Source organism: Halomonas sp. RT37 (assembly GCF_040070525.1).
Lineage (GTDB): Bacteria > Pseudomonadota > Gammaproteobacteria > Pseudomonadales > Halomonadaceae > Halomonas > Halomonas litopenaei.
This window is the reverse complement of sequence record NZ_CP098827.1, coordinates 3,898,893-3,913,810: the sequence shown is the minus strand read 5'-3', so window position 1 is coordinate 3,913,810 and position 14,918 is coordinate 3,898,893. Positions and strand designations below refer to the sequence as shown.

7 protein-coding genes are annotated in these 14,918 nt (G+C 66.7%); 3 read left to right on the top strand and 4 right to left on the bottom strand.

Annotated features, from left to right (window positions below):
- Positions 1 to 27 precede the first annotated feature (27 nt).
- A complete protein-coding gene (locus NFG58_RS16935; protein ID WP_348827025.1) occupies positions 28 to 1,998 on the bottom strand; it encodes a diguanylate cyclase in 1,971 nt (656 codons plus the stop codon).
- 14 nt (positions 1,999 to 2,012) lie between these two features.
- Positions 2,013 to 3,488, bottom strand: coding sequence for a membrane-bound lytic murein transglycosylase MltF (mltF, locus tag NFG58_RS16930; RefSeq protein ID WP_045991989.1), 1,476 nt, complete (start codon positions 3,486 to 3,488; stop codon positions 2,013 to 2,015).
- 140 nt (positions 3,489 to 3,628) lie between these two features.
- Here mltF and purL point away from each other — a divergent pair, with 140 nt between their 5' ends.
- Both purL and NFG58_RS16920 read left to right on the top strand, forming a co-directional pair.
- Positions 3,629 to 7,546: a phosphoribosylformylglycinamidine synthase gene (purL, locus tag NFG58_RS16925; RefSeq protein WP_306168888.1), complete on the top strand. Its 3,918-nt coding sequence runs from the start codon at positions 3,629 to 3,631 to the stop codon at positions 7,544 to 7,546.
- A gap of 172 nt (positions 7,547 to 7,718) precedes the next feature.
- Positions 7,719 to 8,522 (top strand): crotonase/enoyl-CoA hydratase family protein, encoded by an 804-nt coding sequence (locus NFG58_RS16920; RefSeq protein ID WP_045992008.1) that lies wholly within the window; start codon positions 7,719 to 7,721, stop codon positions 8,520 to 8,522.
- A 90-nt stretch (positions 8,523 to 8,612) separates the two neighbouring features.
- Here NFG58_RS16920 and NFG58_RS16915 read toward each other — a convergent pair whose 3' ends face one another.
- Complete coding sequence (locus NFG58_RS16915; RefSeq protein WP_306168890.1) at positions 8,613 to 11,684, bottom strand: efflux RND transporter permease subunit; 3,072 nt, start codon at positions 11,682 to 11,684, stop codon at positions 8,613 to 8,615.
- A gap of 3 nt (positions 11,685 to 11,687) precedes the next feature.
- Positions 11,688 to 12,809 (bottom strand): efflux RND transporter periplasmic adaptor subunit, encoded by a 1,122-nt coding sequence (locus NFG58_RS16910; RefSeq protein WP_213229929.1) that lies wholly within the window; start codon positions 12,807 to 12,809, stop codon positions 11,688 to 11,690.
- A gap of 228 nt (positions 12,810 to 13,037) precedes the next feature.
- On the opposite strand from NFG58_RS16910, the gene NFG58_RS16905 reads away from it, so the two are divergent.
- On the top strand, positions 13,038 to 14,879 hold the full coding sequence (locus tag NFG58_RS16905; RefSeq protein ID WP_348827024.1) for a DEAD/DEAH box helicase: 1,842 nt from the start codon (positions 13,038 to 13,040) through the stop codon (positions 14,877 to 14,879).
- Positions 14,880 to 14,918: the final 39 nt, after the last annotated feature.

Sequence of the window (14,918 nt, the reverse complement as noted above, 5' to 3'; positions counted from 1 at the left end):
GCGTGCCAGATCCGCGCAAGGCCGCGCTCAGGCAGGTGATCCACAAACCTCGATACGATTGCGCCCCTGCCGCTTGGCCCGATAAAGCGCCAGATCCGCGCGGTGGAGCAGGTCTTCGGCGATCAGGTCGCCGGCGCCGTGGCTGGCGATGCCGATGCTTACCGTCATGGGGCGCCCATCGGCATGCTCAACGCCGCAGTTCATCACGCTCTGGCGCAGGGATTCGGCGATCTCGACGGCCTCGTCCGCGGCCACCCCGGTCAGCAGGGCCACGAATTCCTCGCCGCCGTAACGGGCCAGCACCACCCCTTCGGGCATCGCCAGGCGTCCCACTCGGGCGAAGCGACGAAGCGCCTCGTCCCCCGCCTGGTGGCCGAGCTGGTCATTGATGCTCTTGAAGTGATCGATGTCACACAGAAGAACGCTCAGCGAGCGGCACTCCTGCTGTTCTCGCAACGTCGACATGAACAGGCGGCGATTGGGCAGCAGCGTCAGCTCGTCGTGGCCGGCAAGCCACTCCACCTCACGCTGCAGTTCGGTACGATGGCGGACCTCTCGGCGCAGCTCCTCGTTGGAGCGGTACATCGACGAGTGTTGTACCGACATGCGGTGGTGGCCGAATACCACCATGTACAGCAGGTAAGCCAGCAGCAGCCCGATGCTGAGACTGGCCACCGGCTGGCGCGAACGCAGACCCAGCAAGTAGCCAGTGGAGGCGTTCAAGGCGACGGTCAGCTCTTGTTCGTCAAGGGCAAGCAGGCTAAGCGTGGTCCATGGGCCTGGCGACTCGCTGGTCGGCCAGTCGCGGATGGTGTCACCGTCCACGGCAAAGCGCATGCGGATATGCTCACGGTCCAGCAGGGTCTCGGCGTAGAGCTTGTCGGCCAGCACCGGGAGGCTGAGCACCATGGCCGCAGCGCCGGTGACGCGCTGCTGGTCGGGGGAGGTGATCGGCAGGTAGTAGATCATGCCGGGCATCCCCTGCAGCAGTGGCACGACGCCGGTGTGGCCCTCCTGGTTGTCGGAAAGTGCCTTCGCCAGTGCGTCGACGTAGGGGCGGTCCACGTCTAGTGCATTGATGCCGATGATCGCCCGGTTGCTGTCATCGCGTGGGTGGACAAGGCGGATGGTACCGTCGGCTTCGATATAGGCGATGTTGAGAAAGTAGCTGAAGTCCTGGTGGTAAAAGGCGGCCTGGCGCTCCCACTCTTCGGCGCTGGGGGCCTCTTCCAGCAGGCTCCAGAAGCTGGCGAAACGTCTCACTGCCTCCAGGTGGGCCGTTATCTCGGCGCCAAGCTGAGTCGCCAGACGATCCGATTCGCCCTGCAGCTCGTCTTGAAGCTGCTGGTCCACGTACACACGTTGCTGGTTCCAGACGAACAGACTGACCAGCACCAGGGCGAGCGAGGGAATCAGGCTGCGCAGGATGCTGATCCGGGTGTGGCGCCACCCCGAGACCACGCCGACGAACTGGGCGACCAGCAACAGCGCCAGCAACAGCATGCTGGCGGGGGTGCCTGCCAGGTTCTGCGGCGAGCGGATCTCGTCGGTGATCACCAGCAGCGCTTCGGTGACCAGTAACAGCGCCGCCAGCGCCTGCAGCAGCGGGGCGGCCAGGCTCGCCCGGGTGCGTCCCAGCAGCCCGCCAGTCAGCGCCAGCAGGATGAGCAGCTCCATCAAGGGCGGTCGAAGATCGTCGAGGCCCTGGACCCCGGGTAGCCACGATGCCCATTGGTCGAGCGTGACGTAAGAGATCAGGGCTTCGGGCAGCAGGTAGCTGGCCAGGCCCAGCAGCAGGATCGCCAGCACCGGCAACAGACACACGACCGACATCCTCACCCCACGCCAGTACCACATCGCCTGGCCGATGCCGGTCAGCAGCAGCAGGGTCCAGCTGGCGCTGTGGCTCTGATCCTGGATCATCGAGGGGTCGACGATCAGTCCCGCCGTGGCCAGCAGGATGACCAGCAGCGTCATGGACAGGGCAATTCGAGACATGAAGGCAAGGTGTCCTAGGGCATGGGGGGCACGAGTTCGAAGATCTCGGCGTCGGCTTGATCGGGCAGGCGGGCATTCAGCTGGTGGAACTGCTGCTGGCTGCGATCGACGTAGTCGAGGATCTCGAGATAGCGGCGAATATTCTGCACATAGATGACCGGTTCGCCACCCCTTGCGTAGCCGTGGCGTGTCTTGCTGTGCCACTGGCTTTCCTGCAACAGGGGCAGCGCCTCACGCACATCACGCCACAGATCCGGGTTGCCACCCCGCATGCGGGCGATATCACGGGCGTCATACAGATGGCCGAGGCCCACGTTGTAGGCCGCGAGTGCCATGTAGAGGCGGTCCTCCCCGGTGATCGACTCGGGCAATCGCTGTTCGACGCTGCGCAGATAGCGTGCGCCGCCCTCGATGCTCTGGGCCGGGTCCAGCCGGTTCGATACTCCGACTTCCTCGGCGGTGGCGTTGGTCAGCATCATCAGCCCACGCACCCCGGTGGGCGACGTTGCCTCCGGGTCCCAGTGGGACTCTTGATAACCCACCGCCGCCAGCAGCTTCCAGTCGAAGTGTTGCGCGCGGGCGGCCTCTCGAAACAGGGCATCGAAGCGGGGCAGGCGCTTGTTGACGTGGTTGATGAAGACCCGGGCGCCGACGTACTCGAGATAGTCGTCATGACCGAAGTAGCGGGCGGTGAGGCGGTCGAGTTCACCGTCTGCGCGAAGCTCGTCGAAGAACGTATTGGCGCGTTCGATCAGCGCCAGACCGTCTTTCCCGGAGAAGGCCCAGGCCATGGTCACCGGCTCGCCGATGTCGAAGCCGTCTTCCACTTCGGGGAAGAACAGACGATTGAGGCGGAACTGGTGGGCGTACACCACCGCGGCGTCCAGCTCGCCATCCTCGATGCGCCTGAGCAGCGAGGCGATCTCCAGGTCTTCCGCTTCCTTCCAGCTGAGGCGAGGGTGCTCGCGCTGCAATTCGTGCATGACGCGGCTGATGCCGGTGCCCTTGGCGATGCCGATGTTCCAGTCCTTGAGGTCATCGAGCGCCTTGGGCGGCTGCAGTCCTCGGCGATACACCACCATCGGCTGCATCGACAGGATCGGGCGCGAAAACACCAGGCCTTCCGCCAGCGGATCCAGCGGCAGGGCGGCCGCGCCGAGGTCGCCCTGGTGGCGCACCGCGTCGAGCACGCTCTGCACATGGTGGTCATCGCTCAGGTTCAGGCTGACCCCGAGGCGGTCGGCGAAGCGACGCATCAGTTCGTACTCGAAGCCGGTAGGTCCCTGGCGCCCCTCGTAGTAGGTAAAGGGGGTATTGCGGGTGTGCACGGTGATGAAATCACGTGCCAGTACTCGCTCCAGGGCAGCGCTTGAGGAGGGGCCGGGCGGTGTTGGCCAGAGCGCCCACAGCAGGCCCAGGCCACTGGCGGCAAGGATGCGCAGGCGCCGCGCATGACGGAAACCGTCCTTCATCGGGGCAAAATCGCTCATGGTGGAGCGCCCACCTTACCCAGCCCACGGGGCGCTGTCATCCGCATCGATTTCTCGCACCCGTCGGTTTCCAGTATCATATGCCGTCTCGCCCGCCGCGGCCCCCTTCTTTTATCGCTGATCTTCAGAGGCTCCTGGATATGCTCGAACTGCGCGGAGCGCCCGCCCTGTCCACCTTCCGTCACGCCAAGCTGCTGGCTCAACTGCGTGTGTCCGTCCCCGAGATCGAGGCGCTGCACGCCGAGTATGTGCACTTTGCCGATCTGGAGCGGGAGCTCGATGCCACCGAACTGAGCCTGCTCGAGCGCCTGCTCGACTACGGGCCGGCACAGCAGGATAGCGATGTGGAGGGGCTTGCGTTGCTGGTGGTGCCACGTATCGGCACCCAGTCTCCCTGGTCATCCAAGGCTACCGACATTGCCCACAACTGCGGTTTGACCCAGATCAACCGCCTGGAGCGCGGCATCCTCTATCGCATCAAGGTGCGCGGTACGCTGAAGGAAGCCCACTTCGACGCCATCGTCGCCGGCCTGCATGACCGCATGACCGAGACGGTGCTGCGAGACAGCTCCGACGCCGCCACCCTGTTCGCCCACCATGAGCCGGCGCCGCTGGGCCAGGTGGGCGTGCTCGAGGGTGGCCGTACTGCGCTTGAGGTCGCCAATCGCGAGCTGGGACTCGCCCTGGCCGAGGACGAGATCGACTACCTGGTCGAGGCGTTTGTCGAGCTGGGCCGCAACCCCAGCGACGTCGAGCTGATGATGTTCGCCCAGGCCAACTCCGAGCACTGCCGCCACAAGATCTTCAACGCCGACTGGGTCATCGACGGCGAGGCCCAGAGCCACTCGCTGTTCAAGATGATCAAGAACACCTTCGAGGCCTCGCCGGACGGCATCCTGTCGGCCTACAGCGACAACGCTGCGGTGATCAAGGGCAGCGAGGCGCGTCGCTTCTTCGCCACCCCGCTGACCGGTCGTGACGGTGAGCGCGCCAGCTACGGCGGGGAAGTGGAGCCGATCCACATCCTGACCAAGGTCGAGACCCACAACCACCCGACCGCCATCGCGCCTCATCCCGGTGCGGCCACCGGTGCCGGCGGCGAGATCCGCGACGAAGGCGCCACCGGCATCGGCGGCAAGCCCAAGGCGGGGCTGACCGGCTTTACCGTGTCCAACCTGCGTATCCCCGAGTTCGTGCAGCCCTGGGAGGCGTTCGACTACGGCAAGCCCGAGCGCATCGTCAACGCCCTGGAGATCATGCTCGAGGGCCCCATCGGCGGCGCCGCCTTCAACAACGAATTTGGCCGTCCCAACCTCACCGGCTATTTCCGCACCTACGAGCAGGACGCTCTCGGTGCCAGCGGCATCGAGCGTCGCGGCTACCACAAGCCGATCATGATCGCCGGCGGCTACGGCAACATCCGCGAACAGCACGTGGCCAAGGGCGAGATCCCGGTGGGCGGCAAGCTGATCGTGATGGGTGGCCCGGCGATGTTGATCGGGCTCGGCGGCGGCGCAGCGTCGTCGATGGCCTCCGGCTCGTCGAGCTTCGATCTCGACTTCGCTTCTGTTCAGCGCGACAACCCCGAGATCGAGCGGCGTGCCCAGGAGGTCATCGACCGCTGCTGGGCGCTGGGTGACGACAACCCCATCTGCTTTATCCACGACGTAGGCGCCGGTGGTCTGTCCAACGCCTTGCCGGAACTGGTCAAGGACGGCGATCGTGGTGGTCTGTTCAGCCTGCGCGAGGTGCCCAACGCCGAGCCCGGCATGAGCCCGCTGGAGATCTGGTGCAACGAGGCCCAGGAGCGCTACGTGCTGGCGGTGGCACCTGCGGATCTCGAGACCTTCGACGCCCTGTGCCGGCGCGAACGCTGCCCTTACGCGGTGGTCGGCGAGGCCACCGCAGAACACCACCTGGCGGTGGTGGACGGCCACTTCGACACCCGCCCGGTGGACCTGCCGATGAGCGTGCTGTTCGGCAAGCCACCCAAGATGCAGCGTGAATTCGAGCGTGCCCCGCTGGAACTGCCCGGTGTGATGCTCGACAACCTGGACCTGCGCGAGGCGCTGGATCGCGTGCTGCGTCTGCCCACCGTGGCCTCCAAGAGCTTCCTGATCACCATTGGCGACCGCTCGATCACCGGCCAGGTCGCGCGTGACCAGATGGTCGGTCCCTGGCAGGTGCCGGTGGCCGACGTGGCGGTGACCACGGCAAGCTTCGATACCCACGCCGGTGAGGCCATGGCCATGGGCGAGCGGTCGCCGGTGGCGCTGATCGACCCCGCCGCCAGCGCACGCCTGGCGGTGGCCGAGTCGATCACCAACCTGGCCGCTGCCCCGATCGCCCAGCTTGGCGACATCAAGATGTCGGCCAACTGGATGAGCGCGGCGGACCATGAAGGCGAGAACCAGGCGCTGTATGACGCCGTGCACGCCGTCGGCATGGAGCTGTGCCCGGCGCTGGGCATCGCGGTGCCGGTGGGCAAGGACTCCATGTCCATGCGCACCGCCTGGGAGCAGGACGGTGAGCAGAAGGCGGTGACCTCGCCGCTGACCCTTGCGATCACCGGCTTCGCTCCGGTCACCGACGCCATGAAGACGCTGACCCCGCAGATTCGCCTCGACCAGGACGAGAGCGACCTGCTGCTGATCGACCTGGGCGCCGGCAAGAATCGTCTGGGCGGCTCCGCCCTGGCCCAGGTCTACGGCCAGGTCGGCAACGACTGCCCGGACCTGGACGACGCCGAGGACCTCAAGGCCTTCTTCAGCGTCATCCAGGGGCTCAACGCCGACGGTCGACTGCTGGCCTACCACGACCGCAGCGACGGTGGCCTGATCGTCACCCTGCTGGAGATGGCCTTCGCCGGCCGCGCCGGGCTCGAGATCAAGCTCGACTGGTTGATCGACGAGGCCGCCGAGGCGGTGGACGCGCTGTTCAGCGAGGAGTTGGGGGCGGTCATCCAGGTCAGCCGTGAGCACACCGAAGAGGTGCTGGCCCAGTTCGCCGCCGCCGGTATCGAGACCTGCGGCGTCATCGCCCGTCCGCGCTACGACGACCAGATCCGCGTGACCCTGTTCGAGGAGCCGTTGCTGGAGACCACCCGGCAGCTGACCCAGCGCACCTGGAGCGAGACCAGCTACCGCCTGCAGGCTCTGCGCGACAACCCCGAGTGCGCCAAGAACGAGTTCGACAACCTGCTCGACACCCGTGACCCGGGCCTGAGTGCCAGCCCGACCTTCGACGTCGACGAGGACATCAGCGCGCCCTTCGTCAACAGCGCACGTCCGCGTGCCGCCATCCTGCGCGAGCAGGGCGTCAATGGTCACCTGGAGATGGCCTGGGCCTTCGACAAGGCCGGCTTCGAGGCGGTCGACGTGCACATGAGCGACCTGCTCGAGGGACGTGTCGGTCTCGACGAATTCAAGGGGCTGGCCGCCTGTGGTGGCTTCTCCTACGGCGACGTGCTCGGCGCCGGTGGTGGCTGGGCCAAGTCGGTGCTGTTCAACCCCCGCGCCCGCGAGCAGTTCGCCGACTTCTTCGCGCGCGACGACAGCTTCGCCCTCGGCGTGTGCAACGGCTGCCAGATGTTGTCCCAGCTCAAGGAGCTGATCCCCGGCGCCGAGAACTGGCCGCGCTTCGTGCGTAACGAGTCCGAGCAGTTCGAGGCCCGAGTGGCCATGGTGCAGGTGGAGAAGACCCCGTCGATCCTGCTGGCCGGCATGGAAGGCTCGCGCCTGCCCATCGCCGTGGCCCATGGCGAGGGCCGCGCCGAGTTTCGCGATAGCGCCCACCTGCGCAGCATGCAGGGCTCGGGCCAGGTGGCCCTGCGCTATATCGACAACCACGGCCAGTGCACCACCCGCTACCCGGCCAACCCCAACGGCTCGCCCTCCGGTATCACCGGCCTGACCACGCCGGATGGCCGGGTGACGATCATGATGCCCCACCCGGAGCGGGTGGTGCGTGCCGTCACCAACTCCTGGCGGCCGGCCGAGTGGAGCCAGGACGGCGCCTGGCTCAGGCTGTTCCGCAATGCCCGGGTGTGGCTGGGCTGATCCTCCAGTCCCTCCTGACCCACGACAACGCCGCCTGCGGGCGGCGTTGTCGTATCCGGGACAACGTCAGGTGTTGTATCGAGCGGCGTCAGGTGCCAAGTTGAAGTTCCCGCTTGCACAGTTTCGCCCCTTTATCGATCACCTGACCGGCCACCTTATCGACGGAGCTTCCATGTCCTCATCCACCCAGCGCAGTTTTCATGACCGCTTGAGCGTCTCCCTGATCGACCATGTGGCACGGGTACATCTCGAGCGGCCAGATCGCCACAACGCCATGGATCCGCCGATGATCGACGCCCTGCTCGAGGTCCAGCGCTGGCTGGGCGAACGGGTGGGCCTGCGCGCGGTGGTGCTTACCGGCGAGGGCGAGAGCTTCTGCTCGGGACTGGACGTGGCCTCGGTGGTGGCAAGCCCCGAGCGCGTGGCCTGGCTGCTGACGCCGGACGCCAGTGGGGTCAATCCGGCCCAGCGCCTGGCGCTTGGCTGGCGTGACCTGGGGGCGCCGGTGGTAGCGGCGCTGCATGGTCACGTCTTTGGCGCCGGCCTGCAGATGGCGCTGGGTGCCGATCTGCGTATCGTCCACCCGGAGGCGACGCTGGCGCTGCCGGAGATCGAGTGGGGGCTGATGTCGGATATGGCGGTCAGCGTCACCGCCGCCGCGCTGCGTCAGGACGTGATTCAGGATCTGATGCTGACCGGCCGCCATCTGGCCGGCGACGAGGCCATGGTGCTGGGGCTGGCCTCGCGGCTGGACGAGGACCCGCGCGAGGCGGCGCTGGAGCTCGCCGTGTCCATGGCCCGGCGCTCGCCCAAGGCGGTGGCCGCGGCGCGTCGGCTGTGGCGAGAGGCGCCGCGCCTGGATGAGCGCGGACGCTTGGCCATGGAAGCCGAACTGCAGCGCAACCTGCTGGCCGGGCGCGAGCAGCGAGAAGCGACCCGGGCACGCCTGGACGGGCGCCCACCGCGGTTCGATTGAGCGCCGGCGGCCTATGCCGCAAGCCAACGACAAGGCCCTCGCGGGTATCGCCCGCGAGGGCCTTGTCTTGCAGTCACCTTCCGATAGGGGTCAGGTTCCGGTAGGCCCCTCGACTGGCGACGGAGGATGGATGCGGAACAGGGTGGCGTAGATCACCGGCAGGATCACCAGGGTCAGCAAGGTGGCCGCACCCAGACCGAACACGATGACCACCGCCATGGAGGCGAAGAAGGCGTCGCCGAACAGCGGGATCATGCCCAGCATGGTGGTGATCGCCGCCATGGATACCGGCCGTACCCGGCTGATGGCGGCGGCCATCACCGCATCGAAGGGCGCCTCGTACAGCGGCATCTGGATCTTGATCTCCTCGACCAGCACGATGGCGTTCTTGAGCACCATGCCGACCAGGCTCAGGGTGCCGAGCAGCGCCATGAAGGTGAAGGGGGCGTTGAAGGTCAGAAGACCGCCGACGATACCGATCACGGTCAAGGGCACGATGGCCCAGATCGCCAGCGACTGGCGCAGGTTGCCGAACAGCAGCATGGTCAGGATGAACATGCCGAGGATGCCCAGCGGCAACAACTTGAACAGCGCCTTCTTGGCGTCACGCGAGGTCTCGTCCTCGCCGCCCCAGCCCAGGTGGTAGCCCTCGGGGAGATCGATGGCCTCGATCCGGGGCTTGAGCCGCGCAAGGATGTTGGCCGCCGTCTCGCCGGACAGCGGTAGCGGCTCGGCGTAGACCGCCAGCATGCGCTGACGGTCGCGACGCTTGATCAGCGGATCATGCAGCTGGGTCTCGAGCGGCCCCAGCACACTGCCGGCGCTGATGTAGGTCTGCTGCTCGGCGCTCCAGACGTTGAGGCTGGCGATGTCGTTGAGGCCGTAGCGCTCTTGCCGTTCATCGCGCAGCACGATGGGGATCAGGTCGGAGCCCTCGCGGTAGACGCCGGCCATCTGGCCGTCGTTGTGGATCAGCAACGCCTGGTGCAGCGCCTGGCGGGTGACGCCGACGCGCCGCGCCTGCTGCTCGAGAAACTCAGGCGTCAGCTCCTCGACCCGATTTCCCCAGGACAGGCGGATACTGTCGACGAAGGGATCGGCGCGGAACACCTCGCTGACCTCGGTGGCGAGCTTGCGCAGGGTATCCGGGTCCGGGCCGTACAGGCGCGCCTCCAGGCTGGCCTTGGCCGAAGGGCCGACCTGCAGCGCCTGGACCTTGTACTGCACCTCGGGGTAGTCATCGCGCAGCAGGGTGATGATCTCGGCCATGCGCCTGGCCCGGCTGTCGAGATCCTCGGTCTCGACAATCAGCTGGCTGTAGCTCGGATAGCGGTCCTCGGGCGAGTAGGTCAGGGTGAAGCGCTGGGCGCCGCCGCCGATCACGCTGGTCACGTGGGTGACCTGGTCCATCGTCGCCACCTGTGCCTCCAGGCGCGAGGCCACCCGCTCGCTCTCGAGAATATCGGTGCCCTCAGGCATCCACACATCGACGAAGAACAGCGGTGTGGTGGAATCCGGGAAGAAGGCGTTCTTGATGTTGGAGGACAGCGCGAAGGCGCCGACCAGCAGGCCCACGCAGACCGCGATGGTCAGCCAGCGAAAGCGAATGCCCTTGTCGACCAGCCAGCCGAACAGCTGGAAAATCACTCCCTTGTAGGGATCCTCGTGACTGTCGCCGTCACCGATCACCCGGTCCTTGAAGAAGATGTCGAAGAAGAAGGGGGTCAGCGTCAGGGCGGTGATCCAGCTCAGCAGCAGCGAATAGAACAGCACCCAGAACAGTGAGCCCACCAGTTCGCCGGTGGCGTCCGGTGACAGGCCGATGGGGGCGAAGGCGGTGATGGCGATGGCGGTGGCGCCGAGCAGCGGCAGCCAGTTCTGGCCGGCCACCTCCTTGGCTGCCTCGAGCTTGCTCTTGCCCTTGCCAAGGCCGATCAGCATGCCTTCGGTGACCACGATGGCGTTGTCCACCAGCATGCCCAGGGCAATGATCAGGGCCCCCAGCGAGACCTTCTGCAACTGCAGGCCGTGGGCGGCCATCAGCATCAGCGTGCCGAGGATGGTGATCGACAGGATCAGCCCCATCAGAAGGCCGGAGCGCAGGCCCATGAACACCAGCAGCACCACGATGACGATGCCCACCGACTCCATCAGGTTGATGACAAAGCCGGACACCGCCTCCTTGACCACCTGGGGCTGGTGGTAGACCGGGGTCAGCTGCATGCCCAGCGGCAGGCGGGATTCCAGTTCGGCCAGGCGGGCGTCCACCGCCTCGCCGACCTTGACCACGTTGACCCCGGACACGAACGACAGGCCAAGCGAGATCGCCGGCTTGCCGTCGGCATGGTAGAGCTGACCGGGACGGTCGGTGAGCGCGCGCGTCACCGTGGCGATGTCGCCCAGGTGCACCGGGTTGGCGCCGGGGCGACCGACGATCAGGTCCTCCAGCGCCTCGACGCTTCTGAATTCACCGCTGGGCTGCAGCGAGATGATCTTGCCGTGTCGACGCACGCTGCCGGCGTCGGCTACCGCGTTCTGGGCGTTGAGCAGGCCGATCAGTGCATCCGGGGGAATGTTCAGAGCCTGCATGCGCTCGCGGTTGAGCGAGATGGTCACCTGCTCCGGGCGATCGCCGGCGATCACCACCTTCTTGACGCCCTCGATCAGGCGCAGTTCGCGCTGCAGGAAGTCGGCCTGATTCTTCAGGTCGTAGAGGCTGTAGTCATCGCCGGATAGATTGAACAGTAGACCGTAGACGTCGCTGAAGTCGTCCACCACCAGCGACTCCGAGGTGCCGGGGGGCAGGCCCGCCTGGGCGTCGCCGATCTTGCGCCGAAGCAGGTCCCAGTACTGGGGCAGGGCAGTGCCCTGGACGTCGGTGTCGAGCTCCACGGTGATCTGGGAGAGCCCGGCGCTGTTCACCGAGCTGACCCGCTTGAGGTTGGGAATCTCCTGGATCGCCTTTTCCAGGCGCAGTGTCACCTCTTCCTCGACCTGCTGCGGGTTGGCGCCGGGGTAGGCGGTGCTGACCAGCGCCATGCGGATGGTGAAGTCGGGAAACTCCAGCTGCCCCAGGCCGAGAAAGGAGACGATACCGCCCACCGACAACAGGATCGTGACCATCCAGCTGATGGTCTTGTTGCGCAGAAAATAGCCGACCATGACCTAGAGCCCCTCTTCCTGGGTCCAGGCGGTGACGCGAAGACCTTGGCGCATCAGATGGGCGCCGGCGCCGACCAGTCGATCGCCGGCCGCCAGATCGCCGGCGATGAAGATGCCGTCGTCGCTGGCGGTGCGGACCTGTACCGGTACCGCTTCCACCTTGCCCGAGGCTTCGTCGTCGGCGATATAGCGCCACACCACCGTGGCCTCGGGGTCGTCCTCCAGCGTGACCACGGTGCCCAGCGGCACCCGCCACAGGCCGTCGCTTTCGCCGGTCAGGGCGTTGAGGTCCATCGATACCACGGCGCTCATGCCGGCCAGCACGTAGACGTCGTCCGGCGTCGGCAGGGTCAGGGTGACGGTGTAGCTGAGGGTGCCGCTGGAGGCGCGGGTATCGTGCTCCTTGTAGCGCGCGGGGAAACGACGCTCGTCATCGCCGAAGCGCACCCAGGCGACGCTGTCGGCCTTCTCGAGGGCGGCACGCACGCGTTCCAGATCGAGCTGGCGGATCTGCTGTTCGGGCAGGTCGAAGGTCACGTCGATATTGCCGGGCTGCTGCAGCACCGCGATGGTCTGCTGGGGGGCCACCACCTGGAAATTGTCCACCGGCACGCTGGCGATGACGCCGTCGAAGGGCGCCTTGAGCTCGGTGTAGCCGAGCTGGTCCTTGGCCAGGTCGAACTGGGCCTGGGCCGACAGGAAGGCCGCCCGGGCTTCATCGAAGGCGGCGCGGCTGATGGCACCTTTTTCCAGCGATATCTGCATGCGGCGGTAGGTCGCCAGCGCCAGGTCGTAGCTTGACTGGGCGTTGGACAAGGCGTTGCGGGCGTCGCGGTCGTCGAGCAGGGCGATACGCTCGCCACTGGTGACCGCCTGGCCGGCCTGGACGTTCAGCTCCTTGAGTTCCCCGCCGATGCGAAAGGCCAGGTCGGTGCGTTCGGAGGCCTCGACCACACCGGGGTAGCGAGTCAGGGAGCGATTGCCCATCTCGTCCAGGGTGAGCAGCTTGACCGGGCGGGTGACCTGCTTGGCCAGGGGCGGATCTCCCTCGGAGCAGCCCTGCAGCAGGGGCAGACCGGCAAAGACGAGCAGGGAGGCCATCTGACAGAGTTGGCGAAGCGACATGGCTGAGTCCTTGAAGACGGAGCCGCTTGACGTGCGGCGTGACTCGCCGAGGCCGGTGCCCCAGGGCTGCCCGGAGGGTGGGGAGGGTCCGGCCCTGTTGTGGAGCATCGAGCGCTTGGCGTAGAGTGCGTCGGTTCGACGCGCAGCCGCCCATGCTACTGGCGCCGAGTACACGCTGATGTGTCGTGGATCAATGTTTGCCGAACCCTGCAGAGTAAAGGCGTCGTCATGCCCCAGACCGAGTCCCGGCTCCCGCCATCGTCGCCTCCCGCCTCCGTCAGGCCAGAGCTGCGGCCCTATCAGCACGAGGCGGTGAAACGCGTCATTGGTCACTTTCGTCAGTCCGATGAGCCCGCGGTGGTGGTGTTGCCCACCGGCAGCGGCAAGTCGCTGGTCATCGCCGAACTGGCCCGCCTGGCCCGAGGGCGGGTTCTGGTGCTGGCCCACGTGCGTGAGCTGGTCGAGCAGAATCATGCCAAGTACCTGGCCTACGGCCTCGAGGCGGACATCTTCAGCGCCGGACTCGGGCGCAAGGAGAGCGCCCGCCAGGTGGTGTTCGGCTCGGTGCAGTCGGTGGTCCGCCACCTGGACGCGGTGAGCGACGAGCAGAACGCCCATGGCCCCTTCACCCTGCTGGTGATCGACGAGTGCCACCGGGTATCGCTGGACGCGGACTCCTCCTATCGGCGGGTCATCGACCATCTGCGTTCTCGCAATCCCTCGCTCAAGGTACTGGGATTGACCGCGACTCCGTATCGACTGGGCCAGGGCTTCATCTACCACCGCCACCACCACGGCATGGTGCGCGGTGACGCGGACAGCTTCTTTGGCGACTGCGTGTTCGAGCAGCCGCTGCGGCTGATGGTGCGCCAGGGCTACCTGGCAAGCCCGCTCAAGGTGGATGCGGCGGTGGCCCGCTACGACTTCTCACAACTGGCGCCGGGAACCGGCGGGCTGTATCGCGAGGAAGAGCTCAATCGCGTGGTGGCCGGGCACCGGGCCACGCCAGGCATCATCGCCGAGGTGATCGAGCGGGCGCGGGAGCGCGAGGGGGTCATGCTGTTTGCGGCAAGCGTGGCCCACGCCGAGGAGATCCTCGGCTATCTGCCGGCACAGGCCTCGGCACTGATCACCGGCGATACCGACAGCGACGAGCGCACCCGGCTGATCGAGGACTTCAAGGCGAAACGGCTCAAGTACCTGGTCAACGTCTCGGTGCTGACCACCGGCTTCGATGCGCCCCATGTGGACCTGATCGCGATCCTCAGGCCCACCGAGTCCGTCGGCCTGTACCAGCAGATCGTCGGGCGGGGACTCAGGCTCTCGCCCGGCAAGCGCGACTGTCTGATCCTCGACTACGCCGGCAATCCCTGGGACCTGTATGCGCCGGAGGTGGGCAGCCCGCGGCCGGACAGCGACAGCGAGCCGGTGCAGGTGCCCTGTCCGCTGTGTGGCCACGCCAACCTGTTCTGGGGCAAGCGCGACGGCGAGCTGGTGATCGAACACTTCGGCCGTCGCTGCCAGGGCCTGGTCGACGCCGAAGGCAGGGCGCTGGCTGCCGCCGAGCCAGGGGCGCGCCAGTGCGACTTTCGTTTTCGCTTCAAGACCTGCGGCGACTGCGGCGCCGAGAACGATATCGCCGCCCGACGCTGCCATGGTTGCCAGACGCTGCTGGTGGACGCCGACGACAAGCTGCGCGAGGCCTTGAAGCTCAAGGACGCCAGGGTGCTGCGGGTCAGCGGCATGCTGCTCGAGTCCACCGTCAATGGGCGCGGACTGCCGCGGCTCAAGGTCACCTACCATGACGAGGATGGCGCCACCCTGGCCGAGTGGTTCGCGTTGGAGACGCCCGCCCAGCGGCGGGCCTTCGAGGCGGTGTTTCTGCGTGATCACGCCCGGGCGCCCGGAGTGCCCTGGTCGCCGACGTCACCCGATCAGGTATGTCGCGAGCAGCAAAGACTCAGGGCCCCGGATTTCGTGGTCGGACGCAAGGTGGGGCGTCACTGGCAGGTGCGTGAAAAGCTGTTCGACTATCGCGGCCGCTATCGCACCGCCGATAGCGCCGACTGAAGTGCCGCCTGGGCCTCGCTGATTTAGCCAGATCGCGCG